At 73.8% G+C, this 23679-nt stretch carries 19 protein-coding genes; 8 read left to right on the forward strand and 11 right to left on the reverse strand.

Annotated features, from left to right (window positions below; genetic code table 11):
- Positions 1-83: 83 nt before the first annotated feature.
- Together lon and ACFV1L_RS03660 are read left to right on the forward strand one after the other, a co-directional pair.
- The gene (lon, locus tag ACFV1L_RS03655; RefSeq protein WP_380362535.1) at positions 84-2525 is read left to right on the forward strand and encodes an endopeptidase La; all 2442 of its coding nucleotides are present in this window, start codon (positions 84-86) and stop codon (positions 2523-2525) included.
- Positions 2526-2603: 78 nt separating this feature from the next.
- Positions 2604-3128: a GtrA family protein gene (locus ACFV1L_RS03660; RefSeq protein WP_380362537.1), complete on the forward strand. Its 525-nt coding sequence runs from the start codon at positions 2604-2606 to the stop codon at positions 3126-3128.
- A gap of 25 nt (positions 3129-3153) precedes the next feature.
- On the opposite strand, the gene ACFV1L_RS03665 is transcribed toward ACFV1L_RS03660, so the two are convergent.
- Positions 3154-4188 (reverse strand): DUF3533 domain-containing protein, encoded by a 1035-nt coding sequence (locus ACFV1L_RS03665; protein ID WP_380362539.1) that lies wholly within the window; start codon positions 4186-4188, stop codon positions 3154-3156.
- Positions 4189-4295: 107 nt separating this feature from the next.
- Here ACFV1L_RS03665 and ACFV1L_RS03670 point away from each other — a divergent pair, with 107 nt between their 5' ends.
- Entirely contained in the window at positions 4296-4760 is a 465-nt protein-coding gene (locus ACFV1L_RS03670) for a MarR family winged helix-turn-helix transcriptional regulator (RefSeq protein WP_380362541.1), read from the forward strand.
- 106 nt (positions 4761-4866) lie between these two features.
- Positions 4867-6447, forward strand: coding sequence for an MDR family MFS transporter (locus ACFV1L_RS03675; protein WP_380362543.1), 1581 nt, complete (start codon positions 4867-4869; stop codon positions 6445-6447).
- An 85-nt stretch (positions 6448-6532) separates the two neighbouring features.
- Here the strand turns inward: ACFV1L_RS03675 and ACFV1L_RS03680 are convergent, their stop codons facing one another.
- Positions 6533-6760: a hypothetical protein gene (locus ACFV1L_RS03680; protein ID WP_380362545.1), complete on the reverse strand. Its 228-nt coding sequence runs from the start codon at positions 6758-6760 to the stop codon at positions 6533-6535.
- 13 nt (positions 6761-6773) lie between these two features.
- Entirely contained in the window at positions 6774-7928 is a 1155-nt protein-coding gene (locus tag ACFV1L_RS03685; protein WP_380362547.1) for an anion permease, read from the reverse strand.
- A gap of 288 nt (positions 7929-8216) precedes the next feature.
- On the opposite strand from ACFV1L_RS03685, the gene ACFV1L_RS03690 reads away from it, so the two are divergent.
- On the forward strand, positions 8217-9716 hold the full coding sequence (locus ACFV1L_RS03690; protein WP_380362549.1) for an NlpC/P60 family protein: 1500 nt from the start codon (positions 8217-8219) through the stop codon (positions 9714-9716).
- Positions 9717-9752: 36 nt separating this feature from the next.
- On the opposite strand, the gene ACFV1L_RS03695 is transcribed toward ACFV1L_RS03690, so the two are convergent.
- The 3 genes from ACFV1L_RS03695 to ACFV1L_RS03705 all read right to left on the reverse strand — a co-directional run bounded on the left by ACFV1L_RS03695 (position 9753) and on the right by ACFV1L_RS03705 (position 14955).
- A complete protein-coding gene (locus ACFV1L_RS03695) occupies positions 9753-12038 on the reverse strand; it encodes an FdhF/YdeP family oxidoreductase (RefSeq protein ID WP_380362551.1) in 2286 nt (761 codons plus the stop codon).
- Between the two features lie 71 nt (positions 12039-12109).
- Positions 12110-14005 (reverse strand): FAD/NAD(P)-binding protein, encoded by a 1896-nt coding sequence (locus ACFV1L_RS03700; RefSeq protein WP_380362553.1) that lies wholly within the window; start codon positions 14003-14005, stop codon positions 12110-12112.
- Complete coding sequence (locus ACFV1L_RS03705) at positions 14002-14955, reverse strand: amino acid ABC transporter permease (protein ID WP_380362555.1); 954 nt, start codon at positions 14953-14955, stop codon at positions 14002-14004. Before ACFV1L_RS03705 ends, ACFV1L_RS03700 begins: the two co-directional genes overlap by 4 nt.
- Before the next feature lie 594 nt (positions 14956-15549).
- Between ACFV1L_RS03705 and ACFV1L_RS03710 the strand changes: the two genes are divergently transcribed.
- The 3 genes from ACFV1L_RS03710 to ACFV1L_RS03720 are packed head-to-tail and all read left to right on the forward strand — an operon-like array spanning position 15550 to position 18411.
- The gene (locus tag ACFV1L_RS03710; RefSeq protein ID WP_380362557.1) at positions 15550-16692 is read left to right on the forward strand and encodes an LLM class flavin-dependent oxidoreductase; all 1143 of its coding nucleotides are present in this window, start codon (positions 15550-15552) and stop codon (positions 16690-16692) included.
- Positions 16689-17627, forward strand: a complete 939-nt coding sequence (locus ACFV1L_RS03715) for an ABC transporter substrate-binding protein (RefSeq protein ID WP_380362559.1) — start codon at positions 16689-16691, stop codon at positions 17625-17627. Before ACFV1L_RS03710 ends, ACFV1L_RS03715 begins: the two co-directional genes overlap by 4 nt.
- A gap of 16 nt (positions 17628-17643) precedes the next feature.
- Positions 17644-18411, forward strand: a complete 768-nt coding sequence (locus ACFV1L_RS03720) for an amino acid ABC transporter ATP-binding protein (RefSeq protein WP_380362561.1) — start codon at positions 17644-17646, stop codon at positions 18409-18411.
- Here the strand turns inward: ACFV1L_RS03720 and ACFV1L_RS03725 are convergent.
- Genes ACFV1L_RS03725 through ACFV1L_RS03745 form a run of 5 tightly spaced genes read right to left on the reverse strand, consistent with a single transcriptional unit; the run spans position 18406 to position 23571 of the window.
- Positions 18406-19269 (reverse strand): STM4011 family radical SAM protein, encoded by an 864-nt coding sequence (locus ACFV1L_RS03725; RefSeq protein WP_380362563.1) that lies wholly within the window; start codon positions 19267-19269, stop codon positions 18406-18408. The genes ACFV1L_RS03720 and ACFV1L_RS03725 overlap by 6 nt on opposite strands.
- Positions 19266-20591, reverse strand: a complete 1326-nt coding sequence (locus tag ACFV1L_RS03730; RefSeq protein ID WP_380362565.1) for an STM4012 family radical SAM protein — start codon at positions 20589-20591, stop codon at positions 19266-19268. Before ACFV1L_RS03730 ends, ACFV1L_RS03725 begins: the two co-directional genes overlap by 4 nt.
- Entirely contained in the window at positions 20588-21418 is an 831-nt protein-coding gene (locus tag ACFV1L_RS03735) for an STM4013/SEN3800 family hydrolase (protein WP_380362799.1), read from the reverse strand. The genes ACFV1L_RS03730 and ACFV1L_RS03735 overlap by 4 nt, the downstream gene beginning before the upstream one ends.
- Before the next feature lie 36 nt (positions 21419-21454).
- Positions 21455-22579 (reverse strand): STM4014 family protein, encoded by a 1125-nt coding sequence (locus ACFV1L_RS03740; protein WP_380362567.1) that lies wholly within the window; start codon positions 22577-22579, stop codon positions 21455-21457.
- A 38-nt stretch (positions 22580-22617) separates the two neighbouring features.
- Positions 22618-23571, reverse strand: a complete 954-nt coding sequence (locus ACFV1L_RS03745) for an STM4015 family protein (RefSeq protein WP_380362568.1) — start codon at positions 23569-23571, stop codon at positions 22618-22620.
- Positions 23572-23679: the final 108 nt, after the last annotated feature.

Raw genomic sequence — 23679 nt, forward strand, 5'->3', positions numbered from 1 at the left:
CAGGGTGAACAGCGGCCGGGGAACAATCCGCCGCCACCGATCCTTAGTCAGGTCGACTCAACTTCACTGACTGGGGAGAGATCATGGCATCGACGTCCGTTCCGCTCACTCTGCCTGTGCTGCCGCTCGACGACGAGGTGGTGCTTCCCGGCATGGTGGTCCCGCTGGAGCTCTCGGATCCGGAGGTGAGGGCCGCCGTGGAGGCGGCCAGGGCGGGGAGCGGCGGGGGCAAGCCGCAGGTGCTGCTGGTGCCGCGGCTGGACGGCTCCTACGCGGCGGTGGGCGCGCTGGCGACGGTCGAGCAGGTCGGGCGGCTGGCGGACGGGGACCCGGCGGCGCTGGTCCGGGCCGTCCGACGGGTGCGGATCGGCGCGGGGACGACCGGGCCGGGCGCGGCGCTGTGGGTCGAGACCACGCCGTTCAAGGAGTCCGACCCTGGGCTGCCGGTGGCCGGCCGGGCCGCCGAGCTGGTCAAGGAGTACAAGGCGCTGTCCACGAAGTGGCTGCGCCGGCGCGGGGCCTGGCAGATCGTCGACCGGGTGGCCGCGATCGAGGACATCGGCGAGCTCGCCGACAACATCGGGTACGCGCCGTTCGCGACCGCCGAGCAGAAGCTGAAGGTGCTGCTGGAGGCGGACCGCCCGGCCCGGCTGGAGTACGCGCTCGGCCTGCTGCGCGAGCACCTCGCGGAGGAGGAGGTCAACGACACCATCCGCAAGGACGTCGAGGAGGGCGTCGCCAAGCAGCAGAAGGAGTTCCTGCTGCGGCGCCAGCTGGAGGCGGTGCGCAAGGAGCTGGCCGAGCTGAACGGCGACGCCGGCACCGAGGAGGACGACTACCGCTCCCGGGTGGAGGCGGCGGCGCTGCCGGAGAAGGTCCGGGAGGCCGCGCTCAAGGAGGTCGACAAGCTGGAGCGCTCCAGCGACCAGTCGCCCGAGGGCTCGTGGATCCGCACCTGGCTGGACACCGTGCTGGAGCTGCCGTGGAACGAGCGCTCCGAGGACGCCTACGACATCGCCGCCGCGCGGGCCGTGCTGGACGCCGACCACACCGGCCTCGCGGACGTGAAGGACCGGATCGTCGAGTACCTGGCGGTCCGCAAGCGCCGGGCCGAGCAGGGCCTTGACCAGCCCGACGGGCAGCAGGACGTGCGGCGCGCAGCGCCTCCCGGGAAGGGCGGTGGACGACGGGCGGGCGGCGCGGTGCTGGCGCTGGTCGGGCCGCCCGGCGTCGGCAAGACCTCGCTCGGCGAGTCGGTGGCGAAGGCGATGGGCCGGTCGTTCGTCCGGGTCGCGCTGGGCGGCGTCCGGGACGAGGCGGAGATCCGCGGCCACCGGCGGACGTACGTGGGCGCCATCCCCGGCCGGATCGTCCGGGCGATCAAGGAAGCCGGGTCGATGAACCCGGTGGTGCTGCTGGACGAGATCGACAAGGTCGGCTCGGACTACCGGGGCGACCCGGCGGCGGCGCTGCTGGAGGTGCTGGACCCGGCGCAGAACCACACCTTCCGCGACCACTACCTGGAGGTCGAGCTCGACCTCTCGGACGTGGTGTTCCTGGCCACCGCCAACGTGCTGGAGGCGATCCCGGAGCCGCTGCTGGACCGGATGGACCTGGTCCGGCTGGACGGCTACACCGAGGACGAGAAGGTCGCCATCGCCCGCGACCACCTGCTGCCCCGCCAGCTCGCCAACGCGGGCCTGGCCGCCGAGCAGCTGACCGTGGACGAGGAGGTGCTCCGCCGGCTCGCCGCCGAGTACACCCGGGAGGCGGGCGTCCGGAACCTGGAGCGGGCGATCGCCCGGATCCTGCGCAAGGTCGCCGCGCAGACCGAACTCGGCGAGCGCGCGCTGCCCGCCGCGATCGGGCCGGACGACCTGCGGGCGCTGCTGGGCCGGCCGCACCACGTGCCGGAGTCGGCGCAGGAGCCGGCCGAGCGGCGCACCGCGGTGCCCGGCGTGGCGACCGGCCTGGCGGTCACCGGCGCCGGCGGCGACGTCCTCTACATCGAGGCCTCGCTGGCGGACGCCGAGACCGGCTCGACCGGGCTGACGCTGACCGGGCAGCTGGGCGACGTGATGAAGGAGTCGGCGCACATCGCGCTCTCCTACCTGCGCTCGCGCGGCGCCGAGCTGGAGCTGCCGGTGACGGGCCTGCGCGAGCGGGGCATCCACCTGCACGTGCCGGCCGGCGCGGTGCCGAAGGACGGCCCGAGCGCGGGCATCACGATGACCACGGCGCTGGCCTCGCTGCTGTCCGGCCGCAAGGTGCGCCCCGACGTGGCGATGACCGGCGAGGTGTCGCTGACCGGCCGGGTGCTGCCGATCGGCGGGGTCAAGCAGAAGCTGCTGGCCGCGGACCGGGCCGGGGTCACCACGGTGATCATCCCCAAGCGCAACGAGGCGGACCTGGACGACGTGCCCGCCGAGGTGCTGGAGCGGCTGACGGTGCACGCCGTCGCCGACGTCCGCGAGGTGCTGCGGCTGGCGCTGGAGCCGGCGGACGTGCTGGTCGCCGCCGCCTGACGGTGTACCAGGGGTCGCGGAGCGTCCACTTCGCGGCCCCTGGTGGTTGCCGATTCGGGCCCGTGGCAGACTTCCGGCATGCCGTCCCCTACGCAGCGCGCGCTGACCGCAGTTCCGGAGCGCTACCGCCCGTTCCTGGTCAAGCACCGCAAGCTGGTGAAGTTCCTCGTGGTCGGAGGAACCTGCTTCGTGCTCACCATGCTGATCAACTTCGCCCTGAAGATGACCGTGTTCGAAGCCAAGCCGGTCGTCGCGCTGACCGTGGCGACCGTGATCGCCACCGCGGTGTCGTACGTGCTGAACCGGCAGTGGTCCTTCCGGGCCGCCGGGAAGCAGCGCGAGGCCGTGCTGTTCGTGGTGGTCAGCGCCCTCGCGGTCGGCGTGAACGACCTTCCGCTGGTGGCCTCCCGGTACCTGTTCGACCTGCGGGAGCCGGACGTCAGCCACTTCACCCAGGAAGTCGCCGACTTCGTCAGCGGAATGATCATCGGCACCCTGGTGGCGATGGTGTTCCGCTACTGGGCGATGAACCGCTTCGTGTTCACCCGGCTCTCGGACCGGGTGACGGCGCAGGAACAGGGGCGGGAGCCCGAGCGGGTCTGACCCCCGCCCCGTTCGAACCGGCCGCTCACGCCCCGTTGGGGGCGGGGCGGCCGAGCAGCGGCTTGCGGGCCGCCGCGAGGAAGGTCACCGCGACGCCGACGGCCGCCCAGACCGCGAGCACCGTCAGCGGCAGGCCGAGCGCGCTCGAACCCAGGTAGGCGACCGAGCGGGTGGCCGAGGTGCCGGCGCCGTTCGGGATCCACTCGCCGATCGCCCGCCAGAACGTCGGCAGCAGCGGCGGCGGGTAGACGCCGCCCGCGCTCGGGTTGCCCAGTACGACGAACACCAGCACGGCCAGGCCGATGCCGACGATGTCGAACAGGCACTGCATCGCCATGGTGACCGCGCCGACCGCGAACACCACCAGCGCGCCGATCGCGCTCAGGGCCAGGATCGAGCCGGGCAGCGCGTCCAGGATCGGACCGGTGATCAGGGTGCCGCCGATGCCCGCGGCGACCGAGTACAGCGCCAGGGTGCCCAGCCGGAGGCCGGCGCGGGCGGTGTTGGCGGGGCGGGCGCCGGCGCTGACGCCGAGGATCGAGGCGACCAGGTAGCCGCCGACGCACCAGCCGACCACCAGGTAGAAGCTGGACAGGCCCTTGCCGTCGCCGGAGGCCAGCGGAATGGTGTCCTTCACCTCCACGGTGCGGTGCTGGCTCGCCGCGACCTTGGTGACGATCTGCTCGGCGGCGCCGGACGCGGCCGGGCCCCGGGCCTCCGCGACCAGCAGGGTGTCCTGGGTGCCGGCCGGGTCGAACACCCAGGCCGCGTAGATCTTCTGGTCCTTGATCCGGGCCTGCGCGGTGGCCGCGTCCGGCTCGACGGAGGCGCGCACCGCGTTGTCCGGGACGGACTCCAGGGCGGCGGTCAGCTTCGGGGCGACCTCGGGCGGGGCCACCACGGCGATCGACAGCTCGTGCGGCTTCGGCTGGTGGAGCGCGCCCACGTACGAGGTGATGAAGCCGAGCTGGAGCAGCAGGACGGCGACCACCAGGAAGAACGCGCGCGGCGTCACCGCGTCCTTGAACTCGTTGACGAAGCCCTTTGCAGGCTCTGCCATGTCTGGGCATCTCCCTATCAATCCGGTGCCAGTACGCAAAACGGATACTTCATATCATGAAACAGTTGCGCATCGGGGGAGGCGCGGCCTGCGCGATACTGAGCGCCATGAACGACCCCGTGGCGGATCCGGACGCCGCCGAACTGGCATTTCTCGCGGTCGAGCGCGAGGTGGCGACGCTGTTCCGGCGCAGCCGGGCGCGGGCGGCCGAGGTCTCCCGGCTGGTGCATCCCGAGCTGGAGGCCGGGGCGTACGTGCTGCTCTCCTTCATCCGGGAGTCCGGGCGGGTGCGGGTGACCGACATCGGGCTGCACTTCGGGGTGGGCAAGGCCACGGTGAGCCGGCAGATCCGGGCGATCGAGGAGCTGGGCCTGCTGTGCCGGGAGACGGATCCGCTGGACCGGCGGGCCTCGCTGGTGTCCCTGACCGAGGAGGGCGAGCGGCGGTTCGCAGCCGCCCGGGAAGCGCGGATGGCGCGCTTCCGGGCCGCGCTGGCGGCCTGGGAGCTGAGCGAGCTGGAGCAGTTCGCGCGGCTGCTGGAGCGGTTCAACGAGCTGACCGAAGGGGTCTGAGCGGGGCGTCGGGAGGAATCCTTTACCTGGGCTTGAAGAAAGTTGCTCTAGTCAACTATCTGCGTATAGTTGCTTGAGGCAACGAATTTTCGGCCGAAGGAAGCGCATGTCGACGACCCCCCTCCAGACACCCATGCAGACCCAGATGTCCCACCGCCAAGTCCTCGAAGCCCTCTCGGGCCTGCTGCTCGGCCTGTTCGTGGCCGTGCTGTCCTCCACGGTCGTCTCCAACGCGCTCCCGCGGATCCTCGCCGACCTGCACGGCGGCGAGTCCGCCTACACCTGGGTGGTCACCGCCGCCCTGCTGTCGATCACCGCGGCCACCCCGCTCTGGGGCAAGCTCTCCGACCTGGTCAGCAAGAAGCTGCTGGTCCAGATCGCCATGGTGATCTACGTGCTCTCCTCGGCGCTGGCGGGCCTCTCGCAGAGCATCGGCATGCTGATCTTCTGCCGGGTGCTGCAGGGCATCGGCGCCGGCGGCGTCATCGCGCTCGGCCAGATCTGCCTGGCCGCGATGGTCTCCCCGCGCGAGCGCGGCCGGTACAGCGGCTACTTCGGCGCGGTCTTCGCGCTCGCCACCATCGGCGGCCCGCTGATCGGCGGCGTCATCGTGGACACCTCCTGGCTCGGCTGGCGCTGGTGCTTCTACGTCGGCATCCCGTTCGCGGTGGCCGCCATCCTGGTGCTGCAGCGCACCCTCAAGCTCCCCGAGCAGGCCGTCCGCAAGCCGAAGATCGACTACCTGGGCGCGGTGCTGATCACCGCCGCCGTCAGCCTGCTGATGATCTGGATCTCGCTGGCCGGCAAGAACTACGACTGGCTGTCCTGGCAGACCGCGGTGATGGTGATCGGCGGCCTGGCGCTGGCCGCGCTGTTCGTCGCCGTCGAGAAGCGCGCCGCCGAACCGCTGATCCCGCTCGACCTGTTCCGCCACCGCACCGTCGCGCTCGCCTCGGTCGCCTCCGCGTTCGTCGGCGTCGGCATGTACGGCACCACCACCTTCCTCGGCCAGTACTTCCAGCTCGCCAAGGAGAAGACCCCCACCCAGGCCGGCCTGCTCACGCTGCCGATGATCCTCGGCCTCGCGGTCTCCTCCACCGTGGCCGGGAAGCTCATCAGCAAGTACGGCAAGTGGAAGGGCTACCTGGTCGGCGGCACCGTCATGCTGGCCGTCGGCCTGGGCCTGATGGGCACCGCCCGGGCCGACACCTCGTACGCCCTGCTGTCGCTCTACATGGCGGTGGCCGGCATCGGCCTCGGCCTCACCAGCCAGAACCTGGTGCTCGCCGTGCAGAACACCGTCCCGCGCCACGAGCTCGGCGCGGCCAGCTCGGTGGTCACCTTCTTCCGCACCATGGGCGGTGCGATGGGCGTCTCGGCGCTCGGCGCGCTGCTCGGCCACAAGGTCGCCTCCTACCTGGCGGAGAACTTCGCCAAGGCCGGCATCCCGGCCGCCGGTGGCGTCGGCGACGGCATCCCCGACCTGCACGCGCTGCCGGCCCGGATCGTCCCCCTGGTCACCGACGCGTTCGGCCACGGCGTCGGCACCGTCTTCCTGATCGCCGCTCCGTTCGCCGTGGTCGGCTTCCTGCTGGTGCTGTTCATCCGCGAGGTGCCGCTGCGCACCGCCGTCGACGAGCGCACCGCCGCCCCCGCCGCCGAGCCCGCGGCGGTGGCCGCCGACTGACCCTCCCGTCGACAGCCGACATGCGAGAAGGCCCCCGCCGGTCCGGCGGGGGCCTTCGTCGTGCGGCGCTACTGGTCGCGCGGCGCTACTTGGCGGCGATCAGCGAGATGCCGTACAGCACCACCGCGGCGCAGGCGGCGAAGCAGACGCCCGCGGCCACCAGGGCCGGGACGCCCTTGCCGTTGCCGGCCGCGACGGCGGCCTCGCGGCGGGACAGGGCGAGGTTGCCCAGGGCGAAGACGGCGACCACCGCGAGGGTGACGGCCAGGCTGACGCCCGCGGTCTCGGCCAGTGCGGCCCACTTGATGTGCATGACGGAGGTCCTCTCAGGCCGCGACGGTGGTCTGGCCGGTCGGGGCGGCGGTGACCGGGAGGTCCACCGTGGCGCTGTCGTTCACGTTGCCGGCGTGCACCGGCTGGCGGCGGGAGACCAGCCACATCGAGCCGGCGCCGAGCACCAGCGCCAGGCCGACCACGGCCACGCCCCAGTCGCCCTGATCGGCGACCAGCGCGGCCACCCCGGACACCACGGCGGCGGCCGGCAGGGTCAGGCCCCAGGTGTAGACCATGCGGCGGACCATGCCCCAGCGCAGCTTGCCCGACGGGCCGCCCAGGCCGGCGCCCATGATGCCGCCGGAGCAGACCTGGGTGGTGGACAGGCCGTAGCCCATGTGCGAGGAGGTCAGGATCACGGTGGCGGCGGCGGTCTCCGAGGCGAAGCCCTGCGGCGGCCGGATGTCCGCCAGGCCGGAGCCCATCGAGCGGATGATCCGCCAGCCGCCCATGTAGGTGCCCAGCGCGATCGCCAGACCGGCGCTGATGATCACCCAGGTCGGCGGGCCGTCGCCCTTGTGCAGCTGGCCGGCCGAGATCAGGGTCAGCGTGATGATGCCCATGGTCTTCTGCGCGTCGTTGGTGCCGTGCGCCAGCGAGATCAGCGAGGAGGAGAACATCTGGCCGCGCCGGAAGCCCTTCTCACTGGTGGGGGTGCCCCGGGTGATCAGGTACGCCAGCTTGGTGGCGCCCCAGGAGGCCAGGCCCGCGATGATCGGGGAGGCGACCGCGGGTATCAGGATCTTGGAGACGACGGTGGTGAAGTTGACCCCGCCGAAGCCCGCGCCGACCACGGTCGCGCCGATCAGGCCGCCGTACAGGGCGTGCGAGGAGGACGAGGGGAGGCCCTTCAGCCAGGTCAGCAGGTTCCACAGGATCGCGCCGACCAGGGCGGCGAAGATGATCGAGGGCTGCAGTCCGGCCTTCTCGTTGACGATGCCGCCCGAGATGGTGGTGGCCACCTTCACCGAGAGGAAGGCGCCGGCGAAGTTCAGCACCGCGGCGATGGCCACGGCGACCTTGGGCTTGAGGGCGCCGGTGGCGATGGAGGTGGCCATCGCGTTGGCGGTGTCGTGGAAGCCGTTCGTGAAGTCGAAGGCGAGCGCCGTGATGATCACAACGGCCACCAGGAACGTGATGTGTTCCATACCCAAACAATCGTCGAAGGTGTCGGACTGACGTTGCTGTCCGGGGCGACCGTAGGAAGCCTCGGTGAACGGGAGGTTAACTGGGCGCGGAGTCGGGGTTCCTTGAATGGCGCGGGAGTTGCCGATCCGTCGGATTTCCATGGAGATCGGGGCGGGCGATGAGAGGGTTGTCACACCCCCGCGCGGATGAGAACTCACTTCGCGCCCCCCGGGAGACCTGCCGGGAACCGCCCTCCCCGTGGCAGGATCGGTCCGATCGCCGACGCAGCAGCAGGGGAGGGCCGGCCGATGGGGGCAGGGCAGCGCACGGATTCGACCGGACAGCGGCCGTGGGTGCGGGCCGCGCTGCGCTGCGGGGCGGTGCTCGCCGTCGCCGCACTGGCCCTGCCGTTCGCCTCCGCCGCCCACGCCGCGCCCGACCCGGGCGCCACGATCGCCGCGCCGACCGTCGCCCCCGGGTCCGACCCGCTGGCCGACGCCAAGCGCACCCTGGGCCCGCTGCTGGAGCAGCTGCACACCCTCTACCAGCAGGCCGAGGCCGCCACCGAGCAGTACAACGGCACGGTCGCCCGGCTCGCCGAGCAGCAGGCCGCCGTCCAGGACCTGAACGCCCGGGCGGCGCGCCAGCAGGAGGCCGTCGACACCGGCACCGACCTGGCCTCGCAGCTGGCGTCCGCGCAGTACCGCAACAGCCAGATATCCGGGTACGCCGAGATGCTGCTGGCCAAGGACCCGTACGAGGCGGTGGTGATCGCCCAGCTGCTGGACTCCGCCGGGCGCTCGCAGAAGGCGTTCCTGGACCGGCTGAAGTCCGACCGGGACACCCTGGCCGCGCTCCAGCTGGCCGCCCAGCAGGCGCTGGCCGAGGCGCAGACGCTGGCGACCCAGCAGGAGCAGCAGAAGAACGAGGTGGCCAGGAAGCTGGCCGACGTGGAGACCCTGGTCGGCTCGCTCACCGGCGCCCAGCGCAGCGAGCTGGAGGCGATCGAGAAGCAGCAGGCCGACCAGGCGCAGCTGGCGTTCCTCGCCTCCGGTGCGCTCGGCAAGGGCGAGCGCACGCCGTCCGCGATGGGCCGCAAGGCGGTCGCCTGGGCGCTCCAGCAGCTCGGCAAGGACTACGTGTGGGGCGGCGCCGGACCGGACGTGTTCGACTGCTCGGGCCTCACCTCGCAGGCGTGGCTGCACGCCGGCCGGGCCATTCCGCGCACCAGCCAGGAGCAGTGGGCGCAGCTCAAGCACGTGCCGCTGAACCAGATGCGCCCCGGCGACCTGGTCGTCTACTACGGCGGCGCCACCCACATCGGGATGTACATCGGCGGCGGCCTGGTGGTGCAGGCCCCGCGCACCGGCGACGTGGTGAAGATCTCGCAGGTCGGCGCGATGCCGATCCTGGGCGCCGTCCGGCCCGACCCGGAGGACTCCGCGGACGACGCGGGCGGCGAGTGGAAGGTCCCGGACGTGAAGGTCGGCCCGGTGCGGATCGCGCCCGCCAAGCCGTCCACGCTGCCGGCCCCGCCGGCGCCGAGCACCCCGGCGCCGGGCGGCTCCGCCTCGCCGGACCCGCAGCCCAGCACGCCCGGGGCGACCGCCCCGCCGCAGCCCGGCGGCAGCGGCTCGCCGAGCACCGGTCCGACCGGCTCGCCGAGCGGTTCGGGCTCGGGTTCGCCGTCCGGTTCCGGCTCGGCGTCGCCCTCCGCGGGCGGTTCGGCGTCGGCGTCCGGGTCGAGGTCGGCCTCGGTGGCGGCGAGCGCCGACGCCTCCGGGTCGGCCGCGCCGTCCGCCGGCTGACCGGCCGCCGCCCGGGAGCGGCGGCCCGCCGGCGGGTCAGGCGGGCCGCGTGGCGGGCTCCAGGCGGACCACCACGGCCTTGGAGGTCGGGGTGTTGCTGACGTCCGCGGTGGAGTCCAGCGGCACCAGCACGTTGGTCTCGGGGTAGTAGGCGGCGGCGCCGCCCCGGGCGACCGGGTAGTGCACCACCCGGAAGTGCGGGGCGCGGCGTTCCACGCCGTCCTTCCACTCGCCCACCAGGTCGACGAACTGCCCGTCGGCGAGGCCGAGTTCGGCGGCGTCCTCGGGGTTGACCAGGACCACCCGGCGGCCGCCGGTGATGCCCCGGTAGCGGTCGTCCAGGCCGTACACCGTGGTGTTGTACTGGTCGTGCGAGCGCAGCGTCTGGAGCAGCAGCCGGCCCGGCGGGACGTCGGGCGCGGTGAGCGGGTTGACGGTGAAGTTGGCCTTGCCGGTGGCGGTGGGGAAGGTGCGGCTGTCGCGCGGGGCGTGCGGCAGGGCGAAGCCGCCGGGGCGGCGGACCTTGGTGTTGAAGTCGTCGAAGCCGGGGACGACGCGGGCGATCCGGTCCCGGATCAGGTCGTAGTCGCGGGCGAAGTCCTCCCACGGCGTGGGGTCCTGCGGGCCGAGGGCGGCGCGGGCCAGCCGGCTGACGATCGCCACCTCGGAGAGCAGGCCGGGGGCGGGCGGGCGCAGGCCGCCGCGCGAGGAGTGCACCATGCCCATCGAGTCCTCGACGCTGACGAACTGCGGGCCGAGCGTGCTGACGTCCCGGTCGGTGCGGCCCAGGGTGGGCAGGATCAGCGCGCGGGCGCCGGTGACCACGTGCGAGCGGTTCAGCTTGGTGGAGACGTGCACGGTGAGCCGGCAGCGGCGCATCGCGGCCTCGGTGGCGTCGGTGTCCGGGCTCGCGGAGACGAAGTTGCCGCCCATCGCGAAGAACACCTTGACCCGGCCGTCGCGCATGGCGCGGATGGTGTCGACGGTGTCGAAGCCGTGGGCGCGCGGCGGCTCGAACGCGAACTCCTTGCCGAGGGCGTCCAGGAACGCGGCGCTCGGGCGCTCGAAGATGCCCATGGTGCGGTCGCCCTGCACGTTGGAGTGTCCGCGGACCGGGCAGACGCCCGCGCCGGGGCGGCCGACGTTGCCGCGCAGCAGCAGGAAGTTGACCACCTCTCGGATGGTCGGCACCGAGTGCTTGTGCTGGGTCAGGCCCATCGCCCAGCAGACGATGATCTTCTTCGAGGAGAGCACCAGGCGGTGCAGCTCCTCGATCCGCTCCCAGGGCAGGCCGGTCGCGGCGAGCGTGGCGGCGCGGTCGAGCTCGGCGGCCTCGGCGGCGAACTCCTCGTAACCCGCGCAGTGTTCGGCGACGAACGCGTCGTCGACCGCGCCCGGGGTGGTGAGCAGCAGGTGGTTCAGCGCCCGGAACAGCGCCAGGTCTCCGCCGAGCCGGATCTGCAGGAACAGGTCGGTGAGCCTGGTGCCGCCGCCGACCAGGCCGCGCGGGGTCTGCGGGTTCTTGAACCGCTCCAGGCCGGCCTCCGGCAGCGGGTTGACGCTGACGATCCTCGCGCCGGCCCGCTTGGCGCGCTCCAGTGCGGACAGCATCCGCGGGTGGTTGGTGCCGGGGTTCTGGCCGGCGACGATGATCAGGTCGGCCTGGTACAGGTCCTTCAGCGAGACGCTGCCCTTGCCGACGCCGAGGGTCTCGGTGAGCGCCGAACCCGAGGACTCGTGGCACATGTTGGAGCAGTCCGGCAGGTTGTTGGTGCCCAGCCGGCGGGCGAACAGCTGGTACGCGAACGCCGCCTCGTTGGACGTCCGGCCGGAGGTGTAGAACGCGGCCTCGTTCGGCGAGTCGAGGGCGGTGAGTTCGGCGGCGATCAGCGCGAACGCGTCGTCCCAGCCGATCGGCGCGTAGTGGGTGGCGCCCTCGTCCAGCAGCATCGGGGCGGTCAGCCGGCCCTGCTGGCCGAGCCAGTAGCCGGAGCGGTCGGCGAGTTCGGCGACCGGGTGCGCGGCGAAGAACTCCGGGGTGATCCGGCGCTCGGTGGCCTCCTCGGCGACCGCCTTCGCGCCGTTCTCGCAGAACTCCGCGAGGTGCGGCTTGTCCGGCTCCGGCCAGGCGCAGCCCGGGCAGTCGAAGCCGTCCGGCTGGTTCACCCTGCGCAGCGTGGACAGCACCCGGCCCGGCGACATCTGGTCGGCCGCCATCCGCAGGGTGTGCCCGATCGCGGGCAGTCCGGCGGCGGCGTGGGCCGGCGGCCCGACGTGCGGCGCGTCCTGGGCGGGGTCGCGGTGCGGGGGCTGCTTGGCCATGGCGGACTCTCCGGAGGGCTCGGGGTGCTTGGAGCGTATCCGGTACGGCCGCGGGTGTCGTGGGGCGGCGGTCAGGCGTCCTTCTGCAGCTCCGTCAGCAGTCGGCGGGCGACCGCGTCGTTCTGGCGGAACGCCGGGGCGTCGGTGCGGGGGCGGGCGAAGGCCGCGGGCGCGCGGGTGGTGGTGGAGGCGCCGAGGGCGGTGCGGCGCGGGTGGGGCCGGCCGCCGAGGGCGGGGTCGAGCAGCCGGGCGTCGGGGTCGGTGCGGACCAGCCCGGAGCGGTAGGTGTGGCCGTCGGCGTCGGTGAGGTGCTCCTCGGCGATCCGGCCCTCGTGCAGCAGCCGGCGCAGCAGCGGGTCGGCGGTGCGGTCGAGGGCGTGCCGGGGCAGGAAGGCGTCGACCAGAGCGGTGCCGCGGACGTGGTGGCCGGGCAGCGCGGGGGAGGAGGCGCGGAAGGCGCCGTGCTCCTCGTCGAGGTCCACCCGCAGGTCGGGGCCGAGGAAGTGGAGCAGTCCGGCGTCGGCGAGGGCGAGCAGCTGGTCGAGGCGGAAGCCGGGCGGGCCGGAGGCGAAGAAGGAGAAGAATCCGTTCCACCAGCCGTCCAGGTCGGCGGCGGTGGAGCGGGCGGTGAGCGGGTGCCGGGGCAGCAGCCGGACCAGCTGGCCGTAGAGCGACAGCAGGGCGTGGAACGCGCCGAGGTCGGCGCTGTGCCGCGGGTCGGAGCGGCGGGCCAGGTCGGCGCGGAGGTGGGCGTGCAGGCGGTGGCGGAGGTCGGCGGGGTCGGCGGCCCGCAGGCCGGCCAGCGGGCGGTCGAGCCGTTCCAGGTCGAGCCGGTCGTCCGGGTCGGGGACGGCGGCGGCGACCAGGGCCTCGCGCTGCGGGCTGTACCAGTCGAGCGGGTGGTAGGCGGCGAGGAAGTCGGCCCACGGCAGGGCGGTGCGGTCGGGGTGGCCGTGGAACAGCTCGTGGTAGTAGCCGTAGCCGATCTCCTTGGCCATCGCGGGCCACAGGTCGCGGCGGAACTCCAGCGGCCCGTCCGGGAGTTCGGTGTCCGGCCCGAAGTAGCGGGGCAGCGGCGGGGGCGGGCCCTGGAGCCGGTAGCCGGTCTTGGCGTGGTACGGGACGCCGCGCCGGGAGCCCGCGTACAGCACCGGTTCCCGGCCGGACGGGTGGTAGCGCAGGCCGCCGCACGGGTCGGGGGCGAAGCGGCCGCCGCGGCCCTCGGTGAGCAGCGCGACCAGGTCGACGAAGGCCAGTCCGAGGCCGCGGACGATCACCGTCTCGCCGGGGGCGAGGCCGTCCAGGTCGGCGTCGGCGGTGAAGGCGGGCGGCAGGTAGCTGCGGCCGTGCCGGGCGGCGAAGGCGCGGGCGGCGGCGGTGTCGGGGGCGGGCGCGGAGTCGAGGTGGCCGAGGGCGAGCACCACCCGGTCGGCGGGCAGCACGGTGCGGGTGAGGTGGACGCGCTGCGGTCCGTCCGGCTCGCCGGTGAGCCGCCACGCGGTGTCCCGGTGGACGAACAGCCGGACGTTGTCCGGGAGTTCGGCGACGGCCCGGCGCAGCACCCAGTCCAGGTAGGCGCTCTGGGCGCGCCGGGTGGGGAAGTCGGTGGGCGCGAGGGTGCGCAGTTCGTCCGCCACGTCCGGGTCGTCGACCGGCCAGTACGGCGGGTGGGCGGCGGGTTCGGCGGCCCATTCGGCGAGCGACGGGCCGGGGCGGACCGGGCCGAGCACCGTGGACCGCTCGTCGGTGAACATCGTGACGTCCTCCGCCATCGAGTTCATCCGCAGCAGCGGCGACTGCGCGTGCCGCCAGATCCGGCCGCCGCCGGGCGGGTGCGGGTCGACCAGGTGGATGTCCAGCCCGGTCCCGGGGGCGAGCAGTTCGGGGGCGTTGGCGGCGATCCGCTCCAGCAGGCCGGTGCCGCGCGGGCCGCCGCCGACGATCACCAGGGCCGGCACCCGGCTCACCGCCCGCCGGCCCGGCGCAGCGCGGCCCGGGCCCGCTGCCACGGGGTGGGCGGCAGCTCGGCGCGGGTGGAGCCGCGGGCGAAGTGCCGCTCCAGGTAGTACTGGCCGACCGACAGCAGGCTGGTCACCGCCACGTACCAGAGCGTGGCGACCACCAGCAGCGGGATCACCTGGTACGTCCGGTTGTAGATCAGCTGGGCGGAGAACAGCAGGTCGTGGACGGCCAGCACGGAGATCACCGAGGTGCCCTTGAGGGTGCCGATCAGCATGTTCCCGGCGGGCGGCAGGATCGCCCGCATGGCCTGCGGCAGCACGATCCGGCGCAGTACCCGGCCGCGCCCGAGGCCGAGCGAGGCGGCCGCCTCCAGCTGTCCCTGGTCGACCGAGAGGACGCCGGAGCGCACCACCTCGGCGGCGAACGCGGCCTCGTGCAGGGTGAGTCCGATCGCGGCGGTGAGCACCGGGCCGAGCAGGTCGACGGTGCGCACCGAGAACAGCTCGCCGCCGAACGGCAGGCTCAGCGCGAGCCTCGGGTACAGCGCGCCGATGTTGAACCAGAACAGCAGCTGGACCAGCAGCGGAGTGGCCCGGAAGATCCAGACGAAGCCCCAGCTCAGGCTCCGCAGCACCGGGTTGCCGGACAGCCGGGCCACCGCCAGGCCGGTGCCGAGGGCGAAGCCGAGGACCGTCACGAGGGCCGTCAGCCAGAGCGTCAGCCACAGCCCGCGCAGGATCGCGGACGAGGTCAGGTAGGCGCCGACCACCTGCCACTCGAAGGCCGGGTTGCCGGCCAGCGAGCGCAGCAGCAGCCCGGTGGCGAGCAGCGCCAGGCCGCCGCTCACGTACCGCCAGGGGCGGCGGCGGGGCGCGATCGGCAGCGCGGCGAGCGACTCGGCGGCCGTCGGGCGGCGGACGGGCGGGGCGGTGGACGGGACGGCGGGCGAGGCCATGGGGGCTCCAGGGGCGGCGGGACAGGCGGTCTCCGCATGCCGTCACACACGCGTGCCGCGCCCCTCAACGCGGCTGCACCGGGCGGCAGTTCGGCCGGGCCCGGGCGGTACTCGCTCCGCCCCGATGGTACGGGCGGGCGGCGCGGTGCCGTCAAGAGCGGCCAGGTTTCGCCCCGTGAACGATGGTTGACGGATCATCGGGGCGCTGCTCAACTGTTCGACATGACAGCCGAGCAGCCCGCCCTGGTGACGCGCGGCCACATCGACTTCGGTCGGGTGTGGTCCGCGGCGTGTTGCGGCTGACCCGGCGGCGGGCCGCCTGACCGGTCCGCACTCCTTCGGGAGCCCTCCCTCGGTCGCCCCGTCGTGGGCCGGGAGCCGTCCGTCCGGGACGGCCAACAGGCTCGACCCGCCGCCCTTTTCGCGTTCCGCTCGCTCCGAGCCCCGCCGGCGCCCCGTCACGCGCCGCACATCCTTCCCCGTCCGCACGCATCCCGCTGACGTCCGCCGCATCCAGCCGTTCCCCGTCCCGCCCGCCGAGGCGTCCCCCGGCGTGCCCGGACGCGGAACCGCGCCGACCCGGAGAGGCCTGCCATGCCCGTCGAGTTCCTCGGAATCGCCGCCACCGGCGACGGTTCGGAGACCACCGCCCGCACCACCCACGCCTTCGACCGCGAGTACACCCTGCGGCTGGCCCGCGCCCACGAGGACCACGGCTGGGACCGGGTGCTGTTCGCCTACGGCGCCGGCTCCCCGGAGCCCGCCGCCTCCGCCGCCTACCTCGCCGCCAAGCTGGACACCCTGCAGATCCTGCTGGCGCACCGCCCGAACGTCTCCTACCCGACCTTCGCCGCCAAGACCTTCGCCACCCTGGACCGGATCAGCGACGGCCGGCTCACCGTGCACTTCATCACCGGCGGCAACGACCACGAGCAGCAGCGCGAGGGCGACTTCCTGCCCAAGGACCGCCGCTACGACCGCACCAGGGAGTACATCCGGATCGTCAAGCAGGCCTGGACCAGCCGCGAACCCTTCGACCACGACGGTGAGTTCTACCGCTTCAACGACTTCGTCTCGGACGTCTTCCCGGTCCAGCTGCCCCGCCCGAACGTCTCCTTCGGCGGCTCCTCGCCCGCCGCGTACGCCGCCGGCGGCGCCGAGGCCGACATCTACTGCCTGTGGGGCGAGCCGCTGGCCCGCACCGCCGAGCAGATCGAGCTGGTCAAGGCGGCCGCGAAGGCCGCCGGGCGCACCGACGTCCCGCGGATCCAGGCCGCGTTCCGGCCGATCATCGCGCCCACCGAGGAACTCGCCTGGGAGAAGGCGCACCGCACGGTCGGCGCGATCAGGGCCCGGCGGGAGAGCAACGACCTGGTGCGCCGCCGGCTGGCGGGCGGTCAGCAGCCCGAGAACACCGGCTCGCAGCGGCTGCTGGAGATCGCCGCGGCCGGCGAGCGCTACGACCGCGCGCTGTGGACCCCGACCGCCGCCGCGACCGGCGGCGCGGGCAACTCCAACGCGCTGGTCGGCACCCCCGAGACGGTCGCCCAGGCGCTGCTCGACTACTACGACCTCGGGGTGGAGATCCTCTCGGCCCGCGGCTACGACCACATCGACGACGCCATCGACTTCGGCCGGTACGTCATCCCGCTGGTCCGCGAGGAGGTCGCCAAGCGCGACGCCGCCAAGGCCGCCGCCACGGCCGACGCCGGAGCCGGAGAGGCCGCGGCGCGATGAGACACCCGAGGACCAGGCTCCCGCTGGCGCCTGCCGTCGCCGCCGTGCTGCTGCTGTCCGGCTGCGGCAGCGACCCCACGGCCGGCCCGGCGGGAGCCGCGCCGGTCGGCGTGCAGCCCTCCCAGGACGTGCTGGGGCAGGTGCGCAAGGACGACGCGGCCGCCGCCCTGCTGCCCGCCGAGGTGCGCGCCGCCGGCACCATCCGGCTCGGCGGGTCGATCGGCACCCCGCCCGGCGCGTACTACCCCGACGGGGGCGGCCACCGGCCGGTCGGGCTGGACGTGGACATCGTCGACGGCGTCGCCAAGGTGCTCGGGCTGACGGTGCAGCGCGAGGACGCCGCGTTCGAGACCATCCTGCCCGCGCTCGGCAGCGGCAAGTACGACGTCGGCACCGGCAACTTCGGCGTCACCGAGGCCCGGCTGAAGACCGTCGACTTCGTCACCTACATCGACGACGGCCAGGGGTTCGCGGTGCGCGCCGACAACACCGCGCTGACCGCCGTCACCGACCTGACGCAGCTGTGCGGGCTGACCGTCGGCACCGGCGCGGGCACCACCTTCGAGGCCACCCTGAACGCCAAGAAGGACGTCTGCGCGCAGGCCGGCCGCAAGCCGTACGAGGTGAAGGTGTTCTCCGAGAACGGCGCCGTCACCACCGGCCTCCAGCAGGGCCGGCTCGACGTGGTGATGTCCACCATCAACGGCCTGCGCTACCAGGCCGCCCAGCCCGGGGCGCACGTCCGCTTCCTCGGCGAGTACCGCCGGCTCGACGTGGGCTTCGCGTTCAAGAAGGGCTCACCGCTCACCCCCGCCTTCCAGGCCGCCGTCAACCGGCTGATCCAGGACGGCAGTTACCGGAAGATCCTGGCCAAGTGGGGCACCGCGGACTCGGCGATCACCGAGTCCCGGATCAACCCGCCCGAGCACCCCTGACCCGGGAGGAGCAGGCATGAGCGGCACGGCGATGGTGGAGGTGCGCGGCGTCCACAAGCGGTACGGACGGCTGGAGGTGCTGCGCGGCATCGACCTCGACGTCCGGCCGGGCACCGTCACGGTGGTGCTCGGGCCGTCCGGCTCCGGGAAGTCCACCCTGCTGCGGGCGGTCAACCACCTGGAGAAGCTGGACCGCGGGTACGTCCGGGTGGACGGCGAGCTGATCGGCTACCGGCAGGTCGGCGGCAGGCTGCGCGAACTGCCCGAACGGGAGGTGCTCAGGCAGCGCACCCGGCTCGGCTTCGTGTTCCAGAACTTCCACCTGTTCCCGCACCTGACCGTGCTGGAGAACCTGGTGGAGGCGCCGGTCGGCGCGCTCGGCGTCCCCCGCGAGCAGGCCCGCGCCCGGGCCCGCGAACTGCTGGCCCGGGTCGGCCTCGCCGACCGGGCCGACGCCTACCCGCGCCGGCTCTCCGGCGGCCAGCAGCAGCGGGTCGCCATCGCCCGGGCGCTCGCCCTGGAACCCAAGGTGCTGCTGTTCGACGAGCCGACCTCGGCGCTCGACCCGGAACTCGTCGGCGAGGTCCTCGACGTCATCAGGGACCTGGCCCGCGCCGGCACCACCATGATCGTGGTCACCCACGAGATCGGCTTCGCCCGCGAGGTCGCCGACACGGTGGTGTTCCTGGACGGCGGAGTGGTGGTCGAGCAGGGGCCGCCCGCCCAGGTGCTGGACGCCCCCCGGCACGAACGCACCCGGGCCTTCCTCGGCAAGGTGCTATGAGCCGGCCGGCGGCCAGCCGTGCGGGATCCGCTCCAGCACCCCGCCCGCGAACACGTCGTACAGCGGCAGCGGCTCCAGGTGCACGTAGCCGATGTGACAGTCGCACTCGCCCAACGGGCAGGCCCGCGGCCGCAGTTGCTCCCGGTACGAGTCGTCGTACAGATTGCCCAGCGGCGGCCGGACGAAGTGGCAGCGGCGCACCGTGCCGTCGCCGTCCACCGACACCACGCTCTCCCCGGTGCGGCACGGCAGGCCCGCGCTGCGGTGCGGGTGGCGGCTGTAGCCGAACAGCGGGTCCAGCTCCGTCCATTCGGCGGCCTCCGCGTCAGTGCAGGTGAGGCCCTCCGCCGCGTTCACCCACAGGTAGACGGACGGCGGCAAAGCCGCCCGCAGCCGGCGGGCCGCCGCCAGGTGCTCCGGCTGCCCGACCACGCCGACGCTGAACCGGACGCCCAGCGCCGCCAGTTCGTCGCACTTGGCGAGGAAGCGCTGCTCCGTCACCTGGCCGGGGTGGTACGTCACCCAGAGCGCCAGCTTCGACAGGTCCGCGTCCGCCAGCCAGCCGGTGCGGCAGCTGGCGTTGGTCTGGATCGCCACCCGGTCCAGGTGCGGCAGCCGGCTCAGCTCGACCATCGCCCGCCGGTACCAGGACCGCACCAGGCCCTCGCCCCACGGCGTGAACAGGACCGAGAGGCGGCCGTGTTCGTATCCGGACGCCCAGGCGGTGAACCGCTCCAGCGCGGCCCGGTCGGTGCGCAGCAGCTCCGGGCTGTCCCGCCGCTTGGCGAACGGGCAGTACGGGCAGTCGTAGTCGCAGGAGGACAGCGGCCCCCGGTACAGGATCGTCAGCGCGCTCATTTCGGCGAGTACTCCGCCATCCTGGCCCGCACCCCGGCGGAGAACAGCCGCGGGCCGATCGCGTCCGACCAGGCCAGGCCCTCCGGGGTGAGCAGCAGGCGGTCCGGGTCGTCGGCCAGCCAGCCGCGGGCGGCGAACTCGGCCAGCTCGGCCGGGAAGTCCCGCTCAGGGGTGCTGCCGAACCGCTCCCGGTAGGCCGCCAGGTCGACGCCCTCGCCCTGCAGCAGCGACTGCACCAGGTGGCGGCGGCGGGTCTCGTCGCCGGTCATCTCCCAGCCCAGCTCGGCGCGGGAGAAGTCCGGCGCGGCCACGAAGTCGTCGATGATCCGGCGCACCTCGCGGGCGTCCACCGCGTAGTCGAAGGAGTAGTGCAGCTTCGAGGTGTACGAGCGCGCCCCGCAGCCCAGGCCCACCATGCCGTCGGTCTGGCAGGCGTACTCGCCGGCGCTCGCGCTCGCCGCGCCGGCCCGGCGGAACATCCGCATCGACACCTGCTGGTAGCCGTTCGCCAGCAGGTGGTCCCGGCCGGCCCGGTACAGCGCCAGCCGCTGGGCGTCCCACTCGGGGGAGGGCGTGCCGTCGCCGTGCCGGCCGAGGCCGGTCAGCGGGCGGACGTACAGCGGGTACAGGTACAGCTCCTCCGGCCGCCAGGCCAGCGCCGCGTCCAGGGACTCGATCCAGCTGGCCGCGGTCTGGCCGTCGATGCCGTAGATCAGGTCGATGTTCAGCACCGGGAAGCCGGCGTCCCGGACCCGGCCGAGCGCCGCCTCCACCGCGGCCCGCTTCTGCGGGCGGACCGCCGACCGCGCCTCCTCGTCGAGGAACGACTGCACGCCGAGGCTCAGCCGGGTGGTGCCGCGCTCGGCCAGCACCCGCAGCCGGTCGGCGGTGGCGGTGTCCGGCGAGGCCTCGACGGACAGCGGGATGCTCCGCAGGTCCGCGCCCATCCGGTGCTCGGCGATGTCGCACAGGCGCTCCAGCTCGGCCGCCGTCAGGTAGGTCGGCGTGCCGCCGCCGAACGCCGCGAGGGCGAACCGGGCGTCGGCGGAGAGCGCCTCCCGGACCTGGCCGGCCTGCCGCTCCAGCGCGTCCAGGTACGCCGTGGTCAGCCCCTCCGGGCTGCCGATCCGGGTGAACAGGTTGCAGAAGCCGCAGCGCACCTCGCAGAACGGGACGTGCAGGTACAGCGAGAGGGCGTCCTGCTTCTCGTCCCGCCACAGCCCGGCCAGCTCCGGCCGGTCGGGCAGCGGGCGGTACGCCGTCTTGTGCGGGTACGCGTACACGTACGACTGGTACGGGGACCCGGGGGCGGTCGTCGTCATCGGGCGGGCTCCTGTTCCTGCGGCGCGAACGGCAGGGTGAAGTGCGCGTACGGCACCGTCCAGACCACCTCGTGGCCGATCCGGTGACCGGTGTAGCCGTCCTCGCCGTACGCGGTGCCGTGGTCCGAGCAGACGATCGCGAAACACGGCCGGCGGGCCGACATCGCCGCGAACAGCCGCCCCAGGTGGGCGTCCACGTACTCCAGCGCCGCGGCGTGGCTGGCCCGCGAATCACCGTCCTCGCGGGTCGCGCCCGGGAGGTGGAACCAGTTCGGCTGGTGCAGCGCCGAGACGTTGACGAACAGGAACAGCGGCCGGTCCGGCGGCTGCTCGGCCGCCACCCGCTCGGCCACCGCCACCTGCGACTCGAACGAGGTCGGCGACGGGACGCCCAGCTCCGGGGCCCAGTGGCTCTCCTGGAACAGGCCCGGGAGGACGGAGCCCAGCGGGCCCTGCTTGTTGAAGAACCCGACGCCGCCGATGCAGACCGTGCGGTAGCCGGCGTCCGCCAGCGCCGCCGGCAGGTCCGGCGCGTCGAACACCCAGGTCCGGGACTCGGTGGACTCGGAGCCGGCGAACCGCGCCGCGAACAGCCGCGGGTGCGGCCCGTCCGGCGAGGCGGGCGTGGGCAGGAAGCCCGCCAGGATCGCCTGGTGCGCCGCGTACGTGAAGCTGCCGGGGGAGTGCCGGCGCTCCCACGCGCCGTTCGGGATCACCCGGGCGAGGTGCGGGAGGCGGCCGGCGGCGAGCAGCTCCTCGGCGACGTCGAAGCGGAGGGTGTCGAGGGTGACGAGCAGGAGGTCGTGGGTGCCGACGATCTCGTTCATGTCGGGTATGTCGTGGTGCATCGGGGTTCCTTGGGGTCACGCCGCCGGGGCGTCGGCCGGCTGCGGGGCGGACGGAGCGGACCGCGCCCGCGCCCCGCCGAGGGCGGCGAGGTACATCGGCGAGGCCAGTTGGGCCGCGTAGGTGTCGAGGCCCGGGGCGGGGCCGTCCGGGAGGCCGGGGAGGCGGGGGAGCAGGTCGCCGAAGGCGTTGACCTCGCCGACCAGGGCGCGGCGCCACCGGGCGGCGGGGAGCAGGTCGACGCCGACCGTCGGCGACCGCGGGAAGCAGCCGGCGGCGGCCTCCGCGGCGGCCAGCAGGGCGGGCCAGGCGTCGCCGGCGGCGGCCCGGACGGCCGCCAGGTCGCCGCGGGCGCCGCCCAGGTGGAGGTTGGTCATCGGGTGGCGGCTGGTGCGGACCACCACGTGGCTGGCCCGGCCGCCGACCACCAGGACGCGCAGGTCCGCGGCGCGGCCGCCCTGGCCGGACTTGGGCACCCACTGCTCGACGTGCAGGCCCTCCGGGGCCAGCCGGTCGACCAGGCCGGCGACCTCGCCGGTCGAGCGGTAGCGGCGGACGGTGAGCGAGTTGTGCAGCCCGTCCGGGGCGACCTCCACCGAGGTGGTGGCCTGGACCCGGCCGCGCGGGCCGAACTCCAGCGCCACCACGCCGGAGGCGGACGAGCCGTGCACCGGCTTGAGGAACACCCGGCGCATCCCGGCCGCCGTCAGGCGCTCGCGCAACTCCTCGAAGGAGCGCGGCAGTTCGCCGGGCAGTGCGGCCGGAACCGGCACCCCGGCGGCGGACAGCAGCGCGTGCGTGCGGCGCTTGTCGAACATCACCGCGATCTCCGCCGGATCGCCGAGCAGCCGCACCCCGGGCCGGGCGGCCAGCCCGCGCAGCGCCGCGGTGACGCCCGCGTACCAGGCCGGGCCGCCCTCGACCCGGGTGGCGGCGTAGCCGTCGCCCAGGGCGGGGCCGCGCAGCAGCCGGTCGGCCTCCGGGTCCTCGCCGGGCGAATCGACCCGGACCACCGCGCCGGGCGGCAGCTCGTACCGTCCGCGCAGCACCGAGGACCAGGGCAGCACGGCGGGCTCCGGCAGGCCGGCGGCGCGGGCCGCGGCGGCGAACAGGGTGACCCGCCGGTGCCCCGGGCAGCCCACGACGACTAGCTGTGGCGGTGTCAACTCGACGCCCCCGCCTACTCGGAGACGGCGACGTAGCGCCAGTTGTCGTTCGGGTCCTCGGCGTCGGACAGGTCGATGTCGACGCCGGGCAGGGCGTCCCGCAGGCGCTTCTGCATGCCCTCGGTGAGGTAGTGGTGGTGCAGGTCCAGGGTCTTCAGGTGGGTGAGCGGCTGGCCCTCCAGCAGCGCCGCCGCGCCCTCGTCGGTGAGCGCGCCCAGGGACAGCGCCAGGCCGGTGAGCCGGGGCACCACCGGGGCCTGGGCGGCCAGCGCGGCGATCCGGTCCTGCGCCTCGGCGTTCTGCAGTCCGAGGTACGTCAGCGACGGCAGGTTGGCGCCGGACAGGAACGGGCCGAGGTCCTCCAGCGTCCAGTCGCCGCCGTAGTTGTCGACGCCGAGCCACAGCTCCAGCCTCTCCAACGCGGGGAAGTCGCAGGCGGCGACCGCGCGGACCACCGAGCCGGGCAGGCCGCCGGCTTCGAAGCGCAGCGCCTTCAGCTTCTCGTGCTTCACCGGCTTCAGGGAGAGCGGGTTGTTGCCGTCGTAGTCGCCGTCGGCGCCGCGCACCACCAGCTCCTCCAGGTGCGGGAAGGACTCGAAGACCGGGGTGATCTCGGCCATCTGGATCCAGGAGACCTCGCACTCCTCGGCGATGATGTCGCCGACGAACAGCGCCTTCAGGGCGGTCAGCCGGGGCGCGGCGGCGAGGACCGCGGGCAGCACCTCGGCCAGCGGCTCCGGCTCCTCGGAGAACCAGGGGCCGAGCACCAGCGCGGTGACCTGCTCCGGCGCGACGGTCTCCAGGAACTTCGCCCAGACCTCGCCGAACTCGCGCTCCTCGTCGTAGTCCAGCCCGATCCGCCAGGCGGTGGCCGCCGCCTCCGGCAGCCGCTTCCCCTCCTCCACGGCCGTCCGGAAGTCGGTGACGGGGAGGCCGTGGAACTCCTCGATGTGCTGATTGATGGTCATGCGCCGCTCCTGGCTGCTCGTCGTGGGGCCTGACCCTGTCTACCAGTCGCCGACGACGGTCACCCGCACGGGGAATCCTCCCGGCGCGGTGTTGTCGGTGGGGCCGCC

The sequence above is a fragment of the Kitasatospora sp. NPDC059646 genome, from assembly GCF_042734615.1.
Taxonomy (GTDB): domain Bacteria; phylum Actinomycetota; class Actinomycetes; order Streptomycetales; family Streptomycetaceae; genus Kitasatospora.